At 60.6% G+C, this 17,338-nt stretch carries 13 protein-coding genes; 4 read left to right on the plus strand and 9 right to left on the minus strand.

The genetic code is table 11. The annotated features are described in order from the left end of the window. Positions 1–212: 212 nt before the first annotated feature. From preA to hydA, 3 genes are all read right to left on the minus strand, one after another. The gene (gene preA, locus E4P01_RS17350) at positions 213–1,487 is read right to left on the minus strand and encodes an NAD-dependent dihydropyrimidine dehydrogenase subunit PreA (protein ID WP_032880504.1); all 1,275 of its coding nucleotides are present in this window, start codon (positions 1,485–1,487) and stop codon (positions 213–215) included. After that, a complete protein-coding gene (locus tag E4P01_RS17355) occupies positions 1,487–2,854 on the minus strand; it encodes an NAD(P)-dependent oxidoreductase (protein ID WP_216091754.1) in 1,368 nt (455 codons plus the stop codon). The genes preA and E4P01_RS17355 overlap by 1 nt, the downstream gene beginning before the upstream one ends. Positions 2,855–3,012: 158 nt before the next feature. Next, positions 3,013–4,452 (minus strand): dihydropyrimidinase, encoded by a 1,440-nt coding sequence (gene hydA, locus E4P01_RS17360; protein ID WP_005789316.1) that lies wholly within the window; start codon positions 4,450–4,452, stop codon positions 3,013–3,015. A 593-nt stretch (positions 4,453–5,045) separates the two neighbouring features. On the opposite strand from hydA, the gene E4P01_RS17365 reads away from it, so the two are divergent. Both E4P01_RS17365 and E4P01_RS17370 read left to right on the plus strand, forming a co-directional pair. Beyond that, positions 5,046–6,533, plus strand: coding sequence for an NCS1 family nucleobase:cation symporter-1 (locus E4P01_RS17365; RefSeq protein WP_216091753.1), 1,488 nt, complete (start codon positions 5,046–5,048; stop codon positions 6,531–6,533). Positions 6,534–6,687: 154 nt separating this feature from the next. Beyond that, positions 6,688–7,959 (plus strand): Zn-dependent hydrolase, encoded by a 1,272-nt coding sequence (locus tag E4P01_RS17370; RefSeq protein ID WP_216091752.1) that lies wholly within the window; start codon positions 6,688–6,690, stop codon positions 7,957–7,959. Between the two features lie 110 nt (positions 7,960–8,069). Here E4P01_RS17370 and E4P01_RS17375 read toward each other — a convergent pair whose 3' ends face one another. The 4 genes from E4P01_RS17375 to E4P01_RS17390 all read right to left on the minus strand — a co-directional run bounded on the left by E4P01_RS17375 (position 8,070) and on the right by E4P01_RS17390 (position 14,580). Further along, positions 8,070–8,528 (minus strand): transposase, encoded by a 459-nt coding sequence (locus E4P01_RS17375; RefSeq protein ID WP_078821736.1) that lies wholly within the window; start codon positions 8,526–8,528, stop codon positions 8,070–8,072. A 269-nt stretch (positions 8,529–8,797) separates the two neighbouring features. After that, positions 8,798–10,216, minus strand: a complete 1,419-nt coding sequence (locus tag E4P01_RS17380) for an efflux transporter outer membrane subunit (RefSeq protein WP_216091751.1) — start codon at positions 10,214–10,216, stop codon at positions 8,798–8,800. Further along, on the minus strand, positions 10,200–11,369 hold the full coding sequence (locus E4P01_RS17385) for an efflux RND transporter periplasmic adaptor subunit (RefSeq protein ID WP_216091750.1): 1,170 nt from the start codon (positions 11,367–11,369) through the stop codon (positions 10,200–10,202). Before E4P01_RS17385 ends, E4P01_RS17380 begins: the two co-directional genes overlap by 17 nt. Beyond that, positions 11,359–14,580 carry an efflux RND transporter permease subunit gene (locus tag E4P01_RS17390; RefSeq protein WP_216091749.1) on the minus strand — a complete coding sequence of 1,074 codons (3,222 nt, stop codon included), beginning with the start codon at positions 14,578–14,580 and terminating at the stop codon, positions 11,359–11,361. The genes E4P01_RS17385 and E4P01_RS17390 overlap by 11 nt, the downstream gene beginning before the upstream one ends. 204 nt (positions 14,581–14,784) lie before the next feature. On the opposite strand from E4P01_RS17390, the gene E4P01_RS17395 reads away from it, so the two are divergent. Continuing rightward, complete coding sequence (locus tag E4P01_RS17395; protein ID WP_005789306.1) at positions 14,785–15,195, plus strand: hypothetical protein; 411 nt, start codon at positions 14,785–14,787, stop codon at positions 15,193–15,195. Here E4P01_RS17395 and E4P01_RS17400 read toward each other — a convergent pair. Then, on the minus strand, positions 15,192–15,353 hold the full coding sequence (locus tag E4P01_RS17400; RefSeq protein WP_005789305.1) for a hypothetical protein: 162 nt from the start codon (positions 15,351–15,353) through the stop codon (positions 15,192–15,194). The genes E4P01_RS17395 and E4P01_RS17400 overlap by 4 nt on opposite strands. A 210-nt stretch (positions 15,354–15,563) precedes the next feature. On the opposite strand from E4P01_RS17400, the gene E4P01_RS17405 reads away from it, so the two are divergent. Further along, positions 15,564–16,226: a peptidase C39 family protein gene (locus E4P01_RS17405; RefSeq protein ID WP_032880515.1), complete on the plus strand. Its 663-nt coding sequence runs from the start codon at positions 15,564–15,566 to the stop codon at positions 16,224–16,226. 126 nt (positions 16,227–16,352) lie between these two features. Here the strand turns inward: E4P01_RS17405 and pbpG are convergent, their stop codons facing one another. After that, a complete protein-coding gene (gene pbpG / locus E4P01_RS17410) occupies positions 16,353–17,276 on the minus strand; it encodes a D-alanyl-D-alanine endopeptidase (RefSeq protein ID WP_078821725.1) in 924 nt (307 codons plus the stop codon). Positions 17,277–17,338: the final 62 nt, after the last annotated feature.

Here is a 17,338-nt window from a genome sequence, read left to right on the forward strand (position 1 = left end):
GTTTGATCCGGCATCCTGGTCGGCCCTAAGGCCGCCATCGGGAGCAAGTCGAATCGTCGCACCGCCCCTCCCACAGGGACAGCGCCATACCAGAAGTTGTGTAGATACCCATGCCCATCGCAGGCAAGCCAGCTCCCACATTCGACTGCATTCCTTCAGACAAAATGCGGTCAACTGTGGGAGCTGGCTTGCCTGCGATAGCGGTCTAAAGGCTACACAGCTTCCCGATACGGATTACGCGGATCCTGCGTCCAATTCAAAAATGGCTTGCCGGTGTCCATCGGCACCATCTCGATGCAGTCCGCCACCGGGCAGGTGATCTGGCACAAGTTGCAGCCCACGCACTCATCATCAATCACTTCATACTTATGCGTGCCGTCCGCCTGTTTCAAACTGGCGATTGCCTGGTGTGAAGTGTCCTCACAGGCAATGTGGCAACGCCCACAACCGATACACGCCGCCTGATCGATCCTGGCGATCACCTGGTAGTTGATATCCAGGTACTTCCAATCCGTGGTGTTACCCACGGCCCGCCCGGAAAAGTCCTGCAGGCTGGTGTAACCCTGGCTGTCCATCCACCGCGACAGGCCGTCCTTCATCTCGTCCACAATCCTGAAGCCATGCAGCATCGCCGCCGTGCACACCTGCACTGCGCCACAGCCCAGGGCGACGAATTCCGCTGCATCGCGCCAGTTGCCGATACCGCCGATGCCGCAGATCGGCAAGCCCTGGGTCTGCGGGTCACGAGCGATTTCGGCGACCATGTTCAGGGCGATCGGCTTGACCGCCGAACCGCAGTAACCGCCGTGGGTACTCTGGGTGCCGACCACCGGCAGGGCGACCATGCGCTCCAGATCCACGCTGGTGATGGAATTGATGGTGTTGATCAACGACACCGCGTCCGCGCCGCCGCGATACGCTGCCCGCGCCGCCACGCGGATGTCGGTGATGTTGGGCGTGAGCTTGACGATCACCGGTAGCGAGCAATATGTCTTGCACCAGCGCGTCACCTGTTCCACATACTCCGGCACCTGGCCGACCGCTGCGCCCATGCCACGTTCGGGCATCCCGTGGGGGCAGCCGAAATTCAACTCGATGCCGTCGCAGCCGGTCGCCTCCACCAGAGGCAGGATGTTTTTCCAGGACTCCTCAACACATGGCACCATCAGCGATACGATCAGTGCACGGTCAGGCCAGTCCTTTTTCACCTGGGTGATTTCCCGCAGGTTGATCTCCAGTGAGCGGTCGGTGATCAGTTCGATATTGTTGATGCCCAGCACTTCACGATTCGCCCCGAAATGCGCCGAGTAGCGTGACGACACGTTCACCGCCGCCGGGTCTTCGCCCAGGGTTTTCCACACCACGCCACCCCAGCCGGCTTCGAACGCACGGACCACGTTGTAGGCTTTGTCGGTGGGCGGCGCGGAGGCCAGCCAGAACGGATTGGGGGCTTTGATACCGGCGAATACAATCGAGAGATCGGCCATTACGCAGCCTCCACATTCAGCATGAGTTGGGCGTGCATGGCCTCGGCGGCCAGCTTGCCGTGTTGCACGGCCTGCACGGTGAGGTCCTGGCCAAGGTTGACGCAATCGCCGCCGGCATACACGCCGGGGATACTGGTACGCAGCTGTTCATCGACAAAGATGCGCTCGCCCACGCGGTGCAGTTGCTGGGCCAGCAGGTCGTGCAGTGCGTCGTTGTCAAAGCCTTGGCCGATGGCCTTGAAGATCGCATCGGCGGCCAGTTCGAAGGTTTCCCCCGTCGGTAGCAAGCGACCATTTTCCAGGTGGGTGCGGGCCAGGCGCATACCGCGTACGCGGCCCTGGTCGTCGAGCAACACTTCGTCGGGTTGGGCCCAGGTCAGCAGCCGCACTTGATTGGCCTTGGCAATGTCTTGTTCGTGTTGGGTCGCGCCCATGTCCGCCAGGCCACGGCGGTACACAAGGTTTACCTCGCGGGCACCGAGGCGGGCCATTTGCACGGCCATGTCGATGGCGGTATTGCCCGCGCCGAGCACGATGCAGCGGTCGGCCAGGGGCAGTTGGGTGAGGTCATCGGCCTGGCGCAGCTCGCGGATGTAGTCGGTGGCGGCGAGCAGGCCGGGGGCGTCTTCGTGGGCCAAGCCGAGCTGTTTGCTGGCCGCCAGGCCGAGGCCGAGGAACACCGAATCGAATTGCTGATGCAGTTCGCTCAAGGTCAGATTGTCGCCCAGGCGCTGGCCATGGCGGATTTCGATGCCGCCTACTTGCAGAAGGAAATCCAGTTCTTTCTGAGCAAAATCATCCACCAGCTTGTACTTGGCGATCCCGTATTCATTCAGGCCGCCGGCTTTCTCCTGCGCTTCGAAAACCACCACGTCATGGCCGTGCAACGCGGCGCGGTGGGCGCAGGCCAACCCCGCCGGCCCGGCGCCGACCACGGCGATGCGCTTACCGGTGGGCGCGGCGCGCTGGAACGGGTGTTCGCTGAAGTGCGCGTTGTCGATGGCGTAGCGTTGTAACAAACCGATCAGCACCGGCGCGCATTCTTGGGCGTTGTTACGCACGCAGGCTTGCTGGCACAGGATCTCCGTGGGGCAAACCCGAGCGCAACTGCCGCCGAGGATGTTGGCCGAGAGGATTTTCTGCGCAGCGCCTTGCACGTTCTCGGTGTGGATATTGCGGATGAACGACGGGATGTCGATCTCGCTGGGGCATGCGTTCACGCACGGTGCGTCGTAACAGTACAGGCAGCGCGAGGCTTCCAGATGCGCTTGCCGGGCGTTGAGCGGCGGTGCCAGGTCGCTGAACTGGCTGGCGAGGGTGGCCGCGTCATCGCGGGGGTGGGGAAGGTGGGTCAGGGTCTGGATCACGGTATTGGCCTCACGGTTATTGAGGTGCTGCCTCTGATGGGCATTGGTTTTTGTGTTGATTGTTCGGGCCTCATCGGGAGCAAGTCGAATCGTCGCACCGCCCCTCCCACATTGGAATGCGTTCCACTGTGGGAGGGGGCTTGCTCCCGATAGCGGGTTCAGCGGTTCACAGCCACTGGTTTGGAAAGCGCTGCCCGCTTGCTCAACTGCTCGAACACCGACGGATACGCCGGCCGCTCCACATAGCGCCCGGCACCCCGTTCTGCGCGCAGGTCGCCATCGGCCCAGACCAGCTTGCCCTGGCTGATGGTGTGGCTCGGCACGCCGCGCACGGTCTTGCCTTCGAAGATGTTGAAGTCGACCTGCTGGTGGTGGGTCTTGGCCGAAATGGTTCGCGTGCCTTCAGGGTCCCAGAGCACCAGGTCGGCATCCGCCCCGACGCGAATCGCGCCTTTACGGGGGTAGAGGTTGAAGATTTTCGCCGTGTTGGTGGAGGTCAGCGCAACGAACGCCTGCATCGACAGGCGCCCCGTGTTGACGCCTTCGTGCCACAGCAGCGCCATGCGGTCTTCGATACCGGCGGTGCCGTTGGGGATCTTGCTGAAGTCGTCACGCCCGGCGGCTTTTTGCTCGGCGCAGAAGCAGCAGTGGTCAGTCGCGGTGGTGTGCAGGTTGCCCGATTGCAGGCCGTGCCACAGGGCCTCCTGATGCCCGCGCGGACGGAACGGTGGGCTCATGACATAGCCGGCGGCGGTCTGCCAATCCGGGTGCTGGTAGACGCTGTCGTCCAGCAGCAAGTGGCCGGCGAGTACTTCACCGTACACCGCCTGGCCCTTGCCCCGAGCGTAGGTGATTTCATCCAGCGCCTCTTTGGTTGACACATGCACCAGGTACAGCGGCGTGCCGATGGTCTCGGCAATTCGTATTGCGCGGCTGGCCGCTTCGCCTTCCACCTGGGATGGGCGCGACAGCGGATGGGCTTCCGGTCCGGTGATGCCCTGGGCCATCAGCTTGCGTTGCAGGTGATACACCAGCTCGCCGTTTTCCGCATGAACGGTAGGCACCGCGCCCAGCTCCAGGCAGCGTTCGAAGCTGGCTACCAAGGTATCGTCGGCGGCCATGATTGCGTTCTTGTAAGCCATGAAATGCTTGAAGCTGTTGATGCCGTGATGGCTGACCAGTTCGGCCATTTCCTCGCGTACCTGCTCGCTCCACCAGGTGATCGCTACATGGAAGCCATAGTCGGATGCGGACTTTTCTGCCCAGCCGCGCCACTGGTGGAAGGCTTCCATCAACGATTGCTGCGGGTTGGGAATCACAAAGTCGATGATCGACGTGGTACCACCGGCCAAGCCTGCGGCCGTACCACTGAAAAAGTCTTCGCTGGCCACGGTGCCCATGAAGGGCAGTTGCATATGGGTGTGGGGATCGATGCCGCCCGGCATCAAGTATTGGCCGCTGCCATCGAGTATTTCAGTGCCGGCGGGAATATCCAGATCGGTGCCAATGGCCCGAATTAGACCGCCTGCGCATAACACATCGGCGCGGTAACTTTCATCATGGGTAATAACGGTTGCGCCACGGATCAACAGCGACATGTCGAGTTCCTCACAGGCTTGACCGGCTTATGCCAGTTCTAAGTGTTGTAATACTGCCGGTCGATGGAGGATTAATTCCTGTCATCGGTGACAGGAATAGAAACTAGCCCGAGTTTTTCGATTGAGCAAGAAGATTTTTCTTAAGCTTATAATTAAATTAAGTGACTGAATTAAAAGATAAAAATAACAAAATCACCAAAATGTAGCGAGCGCTCACCATTTTGACGCACTTGACAGCTTCTGTTTTTGAGCAACATTTCTTATTGCAAATCAGGCGCTTGAGATATGCCTCTTGACGGCACTGAAAAATAAAAATAATTGTGTTGCACCAGATTGAGACCTGACGGTTCTGGCAACTTGCGCAATGGCTGGCCCCAATAGCGCGGCAAGTAACCCAGGCTCACTCGGAAAGCTGATAAACATCAGCATGTTATATAAGTGGTGCGGGTTCAGCAGCCGTTGTCGGCACGGTAATTGAGTGCAAAGGCAATTGGTCGGGGCCCGAGATGTCATGTTGTTTATGCGGTACTCCGGCCTCCTGTACACAGCGTGCAGGTGAGCAAAAATAATTTTAAAAAAACCGTGGAGCGGCCATGCAACAGAACAGATCGCAAGTCATCGAGCGCAACGGCCTGTACGAACTCGACGCCGGCCCCGACGTCCTCGACAGCCCTCGCTACAACCATGACATGGCACCCACCAAGGTGCATGAGCGCACCTGGAACAAATGGCACATCACCGCATTGTGGGTCGGTATGTCGATTTGCGTGCCGACCTACACCCTCGGCGGGGTACTCACCGCGTATTTCGGCTTGTCGGTGGGCGAGGCGCTGATAGCGATCCTGCTGGCCAATATCGTGGTGTTGATCCCGCTGACGCTCAACGCATTTCCCGGCACCAAGTACGGCATCCCGTTTCCGGTGCTGTTGCGCTCGTCATTCGGCATTCTCGGTTCCAACGTGCCGTGCCTGATTCGCGCGTTGGTGGCCTGTGGCTGGTTCGGGATCCAGACGATGTTTGGCGGGTTGGCGATTCACCTGTTTCTCGGTTCGATTTTCGAGGGTTGGAAGTCGCTGGGTGGTACCGGTGAAGTGATCGGCTTCATGATTTTCTGGTGCCTGAACCTGTGGGTGGTGTTGCGCGGTGCCGAGTCGATCAAGCGCCTGGAAACCCTGTCGGCGCCGTTGTTGGTGGCGGTAGGTATCGGCCTGCTGGTGTGGGCGATGCCGAATGTGTCCCTCAGCGAGCTGATGGCGATCCCACCCAAACGCCCTGAAGGCGCAAGCCTCACCGGCTATTTCATGGCGGGTCTGACCGCGATGGTAGGCTTCTGGGCCACCTTGTCGCTGAACATTCCCGACTTCAGCCGCTACGCCAAGAGCCAGAAAGACCAGATCCTCGGGCAGATCTTCGGCCTGCCGCTGACCATGTTCCTGTTCGCCGCCCTCGGCGTGATCATGACCGCCGCCTCGGTGAAACTGGTGGGCGTCAGCGTCTCCGACCCGGTGACCCTGATCGGCCATATCCAGAGCCCGGTGTGGGTGGCCGTGGCGATGGCGCTGATCATCGTCGCCACCTTGTCCACCAACACGGCGGCGAACATCGTTTCGCCCACCAACGACTTCCAGAACATCGCGCCCAAGCTGATCAACCGCACCACCGCGGTGATCCTGACCGGGCTGGTAGGGCTGGCGCTGATGGCCCATGAGCTGCTGAAAAAGCTTGGGTTGATCGTTTCCGATGTCAGCCTGGAGACCGTTTACTCCAATTGGTTGCTCGGCTATTCGAGCCTGCTGGGCCCGATTGCCGGGATCATGGTGGTGGACTACTTCATCACCCGCAAACAGCAACTGGACCTGGCAGGACTTTACCGTGATGACGTGTACCCGGCGTGGAACTGGAGTGGTTTCATCGCCTTTGGCGTGCCGGTGGTGCTGACCCTGTTGTCGCTGGGCAGCGATGCGTTCAGTTGGTTCTACAGCTATGGCTGGTTTACCGGTTCGGCGTTGGGCGGGGTGTTGTATTACGGGCTCAATGCCAAGCGCGGTATCAACCCGGTCGCAGCCAAATCATCCTTGTGAACGCGGTCAATGTGGGAGGGGGCTTGCCCCCGATGGCGGTGTATCAGTCATGCACATATCAACTCGGCCACTGCTATCGGGAGCAAGCCCCCTCCCACATTGGACTGCGTGCCACCTGTTCCAATCATAAGAAATACAGCCTGAGGAGATCCCCATGAACGCTGCCCTCGACGTTCTGCAATCGACCCATCAGCACATCAACCGCGACCGCCTGTGGCAGTCGCTGATGGACCTGGCCAAGCTCGGCGCCACCCCCAAGGGCGGGGTGTGTCGCCTGGCCCTTACCGACCTTGACCGCAAGGCCCGCGATCTCTTCGTGCAGTGGTGCGAAGAAGCCGGCTGTACCGTAAGCATCGACGGTATCGGCAATATCTTCGCCCGCCGTCCAGGGCGCAACGCGGACCTGCCGCCGGTGATGACCGGCAGCCATATCGATACCCAGCCTACCGGCGGCAAGTTCGACGGTTGCTTCGGTGTACTGGCGGGGGTGGAAGTGTTGCGCACCCTTAACGACCTCAAGATTGAAACCGAGGCGCCGTTGGAAGTGGTGGTGTGGACCAACGAGGAAGGTTCGCGGTTTCCACCGTGCATGATGGGCTCCGGCGTGTTCGCCGAAAAATTCAGCCTGGCCGATACCCTGGCCAAGGTCGATGCGGACGGCGTCAGCGTCGGCGATGCGTTGAATGCCATCGGCTATGCCGGGACCCGCCCCGAGAGTGGGCATAAGGTTGGCGCCTATTTCGAGGCGCACATCGAGCAAGGGCCGATTCTTGAGGATGAAAAGAAAACCATCGGCGTTGTACTCGGCGCCCTCGGACAAAAGTGGTTCGACCTCAAACTGCGCGGTGTCGAGGCGCACGCCGGCCCGACGCCGATGCACCTGCGCAAGGATGCCCTGGTGGGCGCAGCGGTGGTGGTGGCGGCGGTGAATGCGGCGGCGCTGGGGCATCAGCCGCACGCCTGTGGCACGGTGGGTTGCCTGCAAGCGTATCCAGGGTCGCGCAACGTGATTCCGGGGGAGGTACGCATGACCCTGGATTTCCGTCATTTAGAGCCAGCACGGCTGGACTCGATGATTGCCCAGGTGCGCCAGGTGATTGAGGACACTTGTGCCAAACATGGGCTGAGTTACGAGATGGAACCCACCGCCGACTTCCCGCCGCTGTACTTCGACAAAGGCTGCGTCGACGCCGTGCGCGATGCGGCCAATGGGTTGGGCCTGTCGAATATGGACATTGTCAGCGGGGCAGGGCACGACGCAATCTTCGTCGCCGAGCTTGGTCCGGCGGGGATGATCTTCGTGCCGTGTGAAGGTGGCATCAGCCATAACGAAATCGAAAATGCCGCGCCGGATGATCTGGCGGCGGGGTGTGCGGTGTTGTTGCGCGCCATGGTGGCAGCTTCAGCAGCTATCGCCAGCGGTTGAAAATGTGGGAGGGGGCTTGCTCCCGATGACGGTGTGTCAGTCAATTTGTCCGTCGCTGACCCGCCGCTATCGGGAGCAAGCCCCCTCCCACATTTGGACTTTTTTTGAAGTTACACCCAGATGGCATCCCACAGGGGGTAGTCGCCAATTCGCTCGACCAAGCCCGCTCGCAATGGGTTAGCCACCACATACCTGGCCATTTTGATCAGGTCATCTTCCTTGCGCAGCACCCGATCATGGAAGCTCTCCTGCCACAGCCGCCCGTTGCGTCCGCTAGCACCATTCACGGTGCGTGTGCTTTTGGATTTTACCTGGCACATCAAGTCCGCCAGCGAGCCTTTTTTCAGTTCGAAAATCCAGTGAAAGTGGTCGGGCATGATCACCCATGCCAGAGAATTCACCAGCCCTTGGTACTGAGCGAGCCGAAACTGCCAGACCACCAGGCGCCCGAGATGAAAGTCGCTGAATAGGCGAATGCGTTCATGCGTATTAGTGGTGATCAGGTAGACGCGGTTCGGTTCACTGAAGCGCCCGATGCGCAGGCGGTGTGACGCGGGTAGATCTGCCATTCCATGGCCCTCTCGTGTTGTGCTTGGAGAGGCTAGATTGCAGTGCCAATAACTGACGGGCAGGCTTATGGCAGGATGTGTCCGGGCGGACGCAATCGGGAGCAAACCCCCTCCCACAGGGGGCCGCGGTGTTCATACATAGTGTGTCTGGCGCGGAACCAGTGTGGGAAGGTGGGCAGCTCCTCCCACAGAGGGGGCATGTTCATACAGGTTGTGTCTGGCGCAGGACAAGTGTGGGAGGGGGCTTGCTCCCGATTGCGGTATTGACGTCAGGCGCCAGGTTGCCAGCCACCGCCGAGTGCGGTCAAAAGCCCCACACTTGCCACCAGCTGCCGCGTCTGTACGGCCTGCAATGTGCGCTGCGCCTGTAGCGCCGCCGTTTGTGCGGTGACCACATCCAGATAACTCACCGCCCCCGCCTGATAGCTGTTCATCGCCAACGCCTGGGTATGTTGCGCCGCCTGCGCCGCCGCCTGTTCATCCTGGGCTTGCTGCTGCAAGTCCCTCAGTTGCCCCAGGTTGTCCTCTACCTCTCGTACGGCTTGCAACACATGGCTACGGTATTGCGCCGACGCCTCTTCAAACTCGGCCTTGGCCTGGCGCTCATTGGCACTCAACCGCCCGCCATCAAAGATCGGCAGGCTCACCAACGGCCCCAACGCCCAATATCGATTGCCAGCTGACAGCAGATTCCCGACGCCTTGCGTCTGCCCGCCTATCAACCCGGTCAGGCTGAAATCCGGATACCACGCTGCCTTGGCTACGCCGATATTTGCGTTGGCCGCAAACACCCTGCGTTCAGCCGCGGCAATGTCCGGGCGACGTTGCAGCAAGTGGCTTGGCAACTGCGATGGAATCCTTGGCAAGGCCATCAACTGCGGGCTGGGCGGCAATGAAAAATCACTGGCCGCCACGCCCACCAACTCGCCGATTGCATGCTCGGTCAGGTTGCGTTGCCCACGCACTTCATCCAGTTGCGCCTTGGCCTCGGCCAGTTGATTTTGTGCGCGGGTCAGGTCCAGTTCCGAGGCAATCTGGCCTTCGTAGCGACTGCGCGTCAGTTGCAGCGCCTGGCTGAAATCCTCCAGCGAGCTGTCGAGTATTCGGCTCTGTGCATCCAGGCCATTGAGTTGCACATATAACGTCGTCAACTGCCGTTGCAGGCTCAGGCGAGCCACCGCCAAGTCATCGCCTGACGCTTGCGCCTGAGCGTCGCCGGCCGCGACCTGATTGCGGATCTTGCCCCACAGGTCCAGGTCGTAGCTCAACGAAAACCCGGCAATGTTGCTGTTGTACACCGACGGCTGCGTTGTGCCGCGCAACGGTCTCGCGTCCGATTGCCGTTGGCGCTGCGGCTGTGCGCTGGCCCTGATTTGCGGGAACAGCCCGGCGTGCAACTGGCTGGCATACGCCTGGGAGGCATCGAAGTGCGCCAGTGCCGCGGCCAGGTCCGGGTTGCTGTTGAGCAATTGCTGCTGCAGCTTGTTCAACGTTGGATCGTTATAGAGTTGCCACCACTGGGTCACCAACTGATCGGACGGTTGCGCGCTGTGCCATGGGCCGTCGCTGGTCTGTTCGCGGTAGTGGGCGGGCAGGTCAATCGATGGCGCGGTATAGGTCGGTGCCATTGAGCAACCCTGCAACGCCAGCAGTATCAACGCCGCGAGCGGTTTAAGCCTTGGGCGCATGGGCACCTCCGGCGGCGTCGGCCAGTTGCACCGGGTCGCCTTCGCGCAGGGCATCGGGCGGGTTGTCGATGATGTGGTCGGTGGCTTTCAAACCCTGGTCGATCACCAGGCGCTCGCCCAGGTCCAGACCGATGTGGATGTCTCGCAGGTGCACATGATTCTGCCCATCCAACACTGCCACTTGCGTACCCTGGGCGCGGAAGATCAAGGCGCTGGCCGGGATGCTCACGCCGTGAGTGTCGGCCGGAATCGGCAGGCTGGCTTCGGCGTAGTCGCCCGGTAGCAATTCACCGCTGGGGTTGTCGACGACGAACTGGGCGAGCAGGGTGCCGGAGCGGCGGTCGATGGCGGTGGAGTCACCGATCAGGCGCGCCTTGAAGTGTTCGGCTGGGTGCTCAGGCACGGTCAACTCGGCTTGCAAGCCCGGATGGATTACTGCCGCGTAGTTCTGCGGCACCGGCACATACAGGCGCAGTTGGTGGGTGTCGGCCAGGGTGAACAGCGCCAGGTCGCTGTCGGTATCGGCCTTGATCAACTGACCGATATCGGTATGCCGCGCAGTGATGGTGCCAGCGAATGGCGCACGCAGGGTTTTGTAGCCCTCCAATGCTGACAAGCGAGCGTAGTCCGCTGCGCCAGCCTCGGCATTGGCTGTGGTCGCGGCGGCGTTCGAGGTTTTTTCATCGGCTTCCTGACGCGACACCGAATGGCTCGCCAACAGGTGTTGCCAGCGCGTGGCAGTGGTGGCTGCCAGACGTGCATTGGCCTGTTCCTGAATCAGCCGAGCGTGAGTCTGCGCCAGTTGCTGGTCGAGGTCAGGGCTGTCGATTTCGGCGAGGATTTGCCCGGCCTTGACCTGCGTGCCCATATCCACTTTCCAGTCTTTCAGATAGCCGCTGACCCGCGCATGGATCGGCGCTGTGCTCCAGGCTTCCAGGTGCGCCGGCAAGCGCAGCGTATCGCCGGCAGTGTTCTGTTGGGGTTGCAACACCATCACTTGGGGAATGGCCGCCGTTTCGGTCCAGGCAGCGACTGAACGTTCGTGCAGCGTGCGGGCGTGCAAGCCGCTGGCGACCAACAGGGCAGCGAGGGTCAGGCCGCCGACACCCATCAGCATCAGACGCTTGCGCGAGGGTTTGTGATCAGACGACATGGGGCGTTTCTCCAGCAATTGCGCGAGTAGGGTGACGGCCGTGGACCAGGCTGAAGACCACGGGTACAAACAACAGAGTGGCGATGGTGGCGAAGATCAAACCGCCGATAACGGCGCGGCCCAGCGGCGCGTTTTGCTCCTCGGACAGCGCCAGGGGCAACATGCCGATGATCATTGCCAGGGCGGTCATGCACACTGGGCGAAAGCGCGTGTAACCGGCCTCCATGGCGGCTTTCAACGCGTCGCCATGTTCGGCCAGGCGTTCACGGCAGAAGCTCACCACCAGGATCGAGTTGGCGGTGGCCACGCCCATGCACAAGATGGCGCCGGTGAGCGCCGGGACCGATAACGAGGTGCCGCTGAGGAACAGCATCCACACGATCCCCGCCAGTGCGGCCGGTAACGCCGTGATGATCACAAAGGGGTCGGCCCAGGACTGGAAGTTGACCACGATCAGCAAGTAGATCAGCACCACGGCGCCGAGCAGCCCCAAGCTCAAACCACTGAACGCCTCATGCAGCGCATCGATTTGCCCGTGCAGGCTGATGGTCGCGCCTTTGGGACGCATGGATGCAGTGTCGTCCAGCACTTTTTGCACATCACGGGCCACGCCGCCCAGGTCGCGACCTTGTACGTTGGCATACAGGTCCAGGGTCGGTTCGATGTTGTAGTGGGTGACCACCGCCGGGCTTTGTACGCGGGAGATGGTCGCCACGCCCCCGAGGATTTGCGATTGGCCATTGGCACCGGTCACCGGTAGGGCCTCCAGTGATGGCAGGCTGTCGAGACGGTACTGCGGGGTGGCGGCGACGATGGAATAGGACACGCCATTGGCCGGGTTGAGCCAGAAGGTCGGTGCCACCTGGGAGCTGCCGGCCAGGGAGGCGACCATGCTGTTGGTGACGTCTTTTTCGGTAATACCCAAGCCGTTGGCGCGCAGGCGGTCGACATTGACCTGCAAGGAGGGGTAACCAGTGGACTGCTGGATACGCAGGTCTGCAATGCCTGGTACGTGTTGCAAGCGTCGTTCGAGTTCTACGGCGTAAGCGCGGTTTTCTGCATCGCTACGCCCGGAGATTTTCACATCCAGCGGGGCCGGCGCGCCGAAGTTGAGAATCTGGCTGCTGATGTCTGCCGGCAGGAACGCAAAGTGGCTGCCGGGGAAACTTTGCGGCAGGGCTTCACGCAGTTTTTTCACGTAGTCGGCGGTGGGGGCGTGGTGCTTATTCAGGGTGACCTGGATATCGCCATCCTGAGGGCCGATGGTGCCGCTGCTGCTGTAGGCCATGTCGATACCGCTGAGCGGGATGCCGATATTGTCGACGATGGTGTCGAGTTCGTCGGCGGGGATGACCTCGCGAATGCGTGCTTCGATGCGATCGAACGCAGCGGCGCTTTCCTCGATTCGCGTGCCCAGCGGCAAGCGCACATGCAGCGCGAGGGCACCGGCATCGGTGGCCGGGAAAAAGTCCTGGCCCAGGCTCGGCAGCAACGCGAATGAGGCGATTACGCAGGCCAGGAAGCCGACAATGAAGCGCTTTCGCGCCCCCAGCGCCAACGTCAGCAAGCCATGGTAAGTGTCACGGATATTGGAGAAGTGACGCTCAAAGCCCTGTTGGAAATTCAGCACCGATTGCAGCAACGCATTGCGCGGTTTCGCGTGTTGCTCACCCTCATGATGGTTGATGAATTGATCTTCGGGATGATGCCCCACGCCTTGCTCCGGCGTATGCGGCTTGAGCAGGAACATCGCCAGCGTCGGCACCAGGGTGCGCGAGAGGATGAACGAACTGGCCATGGCAAAGATCACCGCCAGCGCCATTGGCCGGAACAGATAACCGGCGATGCCTTGCAGCAAAAACATCGGCACAAACACGATGCAGATGCACAGCAGCGAGACAAACGCCGGGCCGACGATTTGCGCGGCACCGTCGAGGATCGCAGTGTTCACCGCCTTGCCTTGTTCCAGGTGCCAGTTGATGTTTTCGATGGTCACTGTGGCGTCGTCCACCAGAATCCCCACCGCCAACGCCAGCCCGCCGAGAGTCATCACGTTGAGGGTTTGCCCGCTGACCGCCAGCAGCGCGATGGCCGAGAGCACCGCCAGCGGAATCGACGCGGCGATGATCAAGGTCGAGCGCCAACTGCCGAGAAACAACAGGATCATCGCACTGGTGAGCAGCGCGGCAATGATGCCTTCCTGGGCTACGCTGCCCACCGATTGCTTGACGAACACCGAGGCATCACCCAGCAGTGAGGTTTTCAGTGAAGGCGGCAGGGTTTCGTTGATGCGTGGCAGCATCTGGCGGATGCCGTCGATGATCGACAGGGTAGAGATGCTGCCGTTCTTCAACGCCGGCATCAGCACCGCGCGATGGCCGTCGACGCGCACGATGTTGGTTTGTGGCGGCGAACCGTCGCGCACATGGGCGACCTGGCCGATGGTGATGATTGCGCCGTCGACTGTTTTGATCGGCAGGTCATTGAGTTCATCAATGGCCTTGGGGCTGTTGTTGAGCAGGATCGTGTATTCGTTGGAACCCAGCTTGGCGGTGCCCACCGGGATGATCTGGTTCTGCAAAGCCAGGGCATTGCCGACGTCCTGGGCCGACAAGCCCTTGGCAGCCAGGGCCTGGGGGTCGAGGTCGAGGGTGATCTGACGCTGCTTGCCGCCCATCGGCGTGGGCATGGCCAGGCCGGGCAGCGCGCTCAGGGGCAGGCGGATGTTGTTCTGCACCAGGTCGCGGATCCTGGCTTCCGAAAGGCTCGGGCTGGAGAACGCCATTTGCAGGATCGGCACCGTGGAGGCGCTGTAGTTGAGGATCAGCGGCGGCGTGATGCCCGGTGGCATCTGCTTGAGCACGGTTTGCGACACCGCTGTGACCTGGGCGTTGGCGGTGCGGATATCGACGCCGGGCTGGAAGAAGATCTTGACGATACCCATGCCGGGCAGTGATTGCGATTCGATATGTTCGATGTCGTTGACGGTGGTGCTCAAGGAGCGTTCATAGGTGTAGATCACCCGCCCGGCCATGGCGTCCGGGGACAGGCCGTTGTACTGCCAGACCACCGCGACCACGGGTATGCCGATATCGGGAAACACATCAGTGGGCGTACGCAGGGCCGCCATGGGCCCGATGATGCAGATGAATATGGCCAACACGATAAACGTGTACGGCTTTTGCAGTGCGGTCTTTACCAGCCCGAGCATGCGTGAGTCTCCGAGAAGAGCAGGATTGCAAACCCCGGCAGTCTTGCCCGACCCACCTAACACGCACCTTTCAGCCAGGTGAAGGAAGATTTAGGTAATGGCTGAAGATCGTTTCATTTGTATTCATTTGTTCTGCAAACGCCGGCTCTTCAAGCTTGCCAGCCATTGGATACGTCTTTTTTTGATGTTCTTTGGAGCCCTGCCATGTCACTGAAAACCCTGTTGTTGATACCTATGCTGAGCGTTGTTGTGTTGCTCTCGGCCTGCGCCGGCCCGCTGCCCAAGGCCGACCCGAGCCAAGCCTGGATCGGCCTGAAAGAGGAAGCGCCAAATGACCTGATGGCCGAGCGGGTGGACGGTAAACGCGTCGATGACGGGCGCTACTTTGAAGTCAGCCCCGGTGACCATCGGCTGGACGTGACCTTGTTTGAAGACGAACCCGGCGACGACAACCAGCAAGACTGCCAGGGCCGGGTGGAATACAAACACTTCAAGGCGGGTGAGCATTACACACTGGAAGAGTCGAGCCTGGGCACCACCGTGCGTGCATCCCTCAAGGACGGGCACGGCAAGGAAATCGCCGCCACCCAAGACTTCAATTGCATGCCTGGCTAGGCGTGATGGGCCGTCGCCTTGGGAGGCTTGGCGGGCGCGGCAGGTTTGACGTGGGGGTGATGATGCCGGCGAGTCACGCGCATGACCCCCCACAACATGGCCGCGGCCACTGCCAACCAACCACAGATCAACAGAAAAATTGTCGTCGCAAGGCTCATTCGGGCCTCCTTTCGCCCACTTGGGGCACACACAGTCTTCTCAATGGACAGTCTAGCTACCTGGCGGTTGCCTGCTATTGACCAATGGTCGTGTCTGTCCAACTTGTTTGCTCTATCGCGGGTGCTTTACTGATGTGCCAGGCTATACCCGCGCTCAAGAGCATCCTATGATCAGGGCCCTCACCGCCCGTTGATCAAGAGAGTAAAACATTGCGCTTACGCTCGAACCTTAAAACATCCATCTTGCTGGCTTGTGCCCTGGGGTTAACGGCTTGTTCCAGCCAACCGTCGAAGCTGTCCGGCCTGCCGGAGCGCGTTGAACTCAACGGCGTGCCGACCTTTCGCAGCGAGGCTTATCAGAGCGGTCCTACGGCACTTGCCAGTATGCTGTCGCAACAAGGCATTGTCATGACACCGGGGTTGCTGGACAAGCCGCTGCGCCTGCCGGGTGCTGAGGCGAACCTCGAACGCAACATGCAGGTGCTGGCGCGCGAATACGGGCTGATGGTGTACCCACTGGACGCCAAGCTGACCGCGGTGCTGGCGCAGGTGGCGGCGGGTTACCCGGTGATGGCGCGAATCAATTCCAGCTTCTGGTCCGGAGCGCGTTATGTCGTGGTGGTGGGGTTCAACCAGCAGAAGAGCACGGTGTTGTTGCGCTCTGGAAACGAGCGCCGATTGATTATGGAATTCAGCGACTTCGAGTCGGCGTGGAAGAGCGCGGGGCACTGGGCTATCCTCACCCAGCGGCCGAGCCAATTACCGGCCAATGTGGATGCGCAGCGCTGGCGTGATGCGGCGAATGCAACAGGCCAGGCGGGGCAGGAAGGGGCAGCGGCCCAAGCGCTCAAAGTGTTGGCAGAACGCAAATAAAAATGTGGGAGGGGGCTTGCTCCCGATAGCGGTTGATCAGGATAAGTTTTATAGCCTGGCACACCGCCATCGGGAGCAAGCCCCCTCCCACATTGGGCCTGCTTATTTCAATAAGATGGTGGTTAGTTAGCGGCGAACTTCTACCGCATTCCCCCGGTTCTTCAGATTCTTGTCAGCCTTGTAGCGCAACGCAACGTCCGGCACCGCGCCGCCTTTGCCGGTCTCAACCCAGCTGCGAATACGGCTGGCATCGGCAAAGTGGGTGAACTTGCCAAAGGCATCCAGGATCACCAGCGAAACCGGGCGGTTGCCCATGCTTGTGACCAGCACCAGGCAATGCCCCGCCTGGTTAGTGAAGCCGGTCTTGGTCAGCTTAATGTCCCAGTTGGCGCGGTTGATCAGGTGGTCGGTGTTGGAGAAACCCAAGGTGTAGTTGGGCTTGCGGAACGCCACGGTCTTTTCCTTGGTGGTGCTCAACTGGCTCAGCATCGGGAATTTACGCGCGTACGCCAGCAGCTTGCTCAGGTCGCGAGCGGTCGAGACGTTATGGATCGACAGGCCGGTAGGCTCCACATAGTGGGTGCTGGTCATCCCCAGGGACTTGGCCTTGGCGTTCATCGCCGCAATGAATGCCGCATAGCCACCCGGATAGTGGTGGGCCAGGCTCGCCGCGGCGCGGTTTTCCGAGGACATCAGCGCAATCAGCAGCATTTCCTTGCGCGGCATCTGGCTGCCGATTTTTACCCGGGAGAACACGCCTTTCATCTCTGGCGTGTCGGTGATGTTGATGTCGATGTACTCATCCATGTTCTGCTTGGCTTCCAGCACGATCAGGCCGGTCATCAGTTTGCTCACTGAAGCGATGGGGACCACCACGTCGGGATTGCTGGAATAAATGACTTTGTTGGTTTGCAAGTCCACCAGCATGGCGCTGCCGGAGGCGATTTGCAGTTTGGAGGCGTCACGCGGGGCCAGGGTGGATTCGGCGGCGTGGGCGAAGGTGCCTGTCAAAGCGAAAAACAGGCCGACAATAGAGAGACGAATTTTCACGCGGATGAACTCGCTAAAAAGTAAGGAAATACCGTTCGGGAACGGGCTTTATGAAAAATGAC

It is taken from the genome of Pseudomonas sp. NCIMB 10586, assembly GCF_023127895.1.
Classification (GTDB): Bacteria; Pseudomonadota; Gammaproteobacteria; order Pseudomonadales; family Pseudomonadaceae; genus Aquipseudomonas; species Aquipseudomonas synxantha_A.

Bases quoted from the DNA above. Each gene is read 5' to 3' on its own strand.
- E4P01_RS17365 (WP_216091753.1), top strand. From the start codon at position 5,046: ATGCAACAGAACAGATCGCAAGTCATCGAGCGCAACGGCCTGTACGAA.
- E4P01_RS17385 (WP_216091750.1), bottom strand. From the start codon at position 11,369: ATGTCGTCTGATCACAAACCCTCGCGCAAGCGTCTGATGCTGATGGGT.
- E4P01_RS17390 (WP_216091749.1), bottom strand. From the start codon at position 14,580: ATGCTCGGGCTGGTAAAGACCGCACTGCAAAAGCCGTACACGTTTATC.
- E4P01_RS17375 (WP_078821736.1), bottom strand. From the start codon at position 8,528: ATGGCAGATCTACCCGCGTCACACCGCCTGCGCATCGGGCGCTTCAGT.
- E4P01_RS17370 (WP_216091752.1), top strand. From the start codon at position 6,688: ATGAACGCTGCCCTCGACGTTCTGCAATCGACCCATCAGCACATCAAC.
- hydA (WP_005789316.1), bottom strand. From the start codon at position 4,452: ATGTCGCTGTTGATCCGTGGCGCAACCGTTATTACCCATGATGAAAGT.
- E4P01_RS17395 (WP_005789306.1), top strand. From the start codon at position 14,785: ATGTCACTGAAAACCCTGTTGTTGATACCTATGCTGAGCGTTGTTGTG.
- E4P01_RS17380 (WP_216091751.1), bottom strand. From the start codon at position 10,216: ATGCGCCCAAGGCTTAAACCGCTCGCGGCGTTGATACTGCTGGCGTTG.
- preA (WP_032880504.1), bottom strand. From the start codon at position 1,487: ATGGCCGATCTCTCGATTGTATTCGCCGGTATCAAAGCCCCCAATCCG.
- E4P01_RS17400 (WP_005789305.1), bottom strand. From the start codon at position 15,353: ATGAGCCTTGCGACGACAATTTTTCTGTTGATCTGTGGTTGGTTGGCA.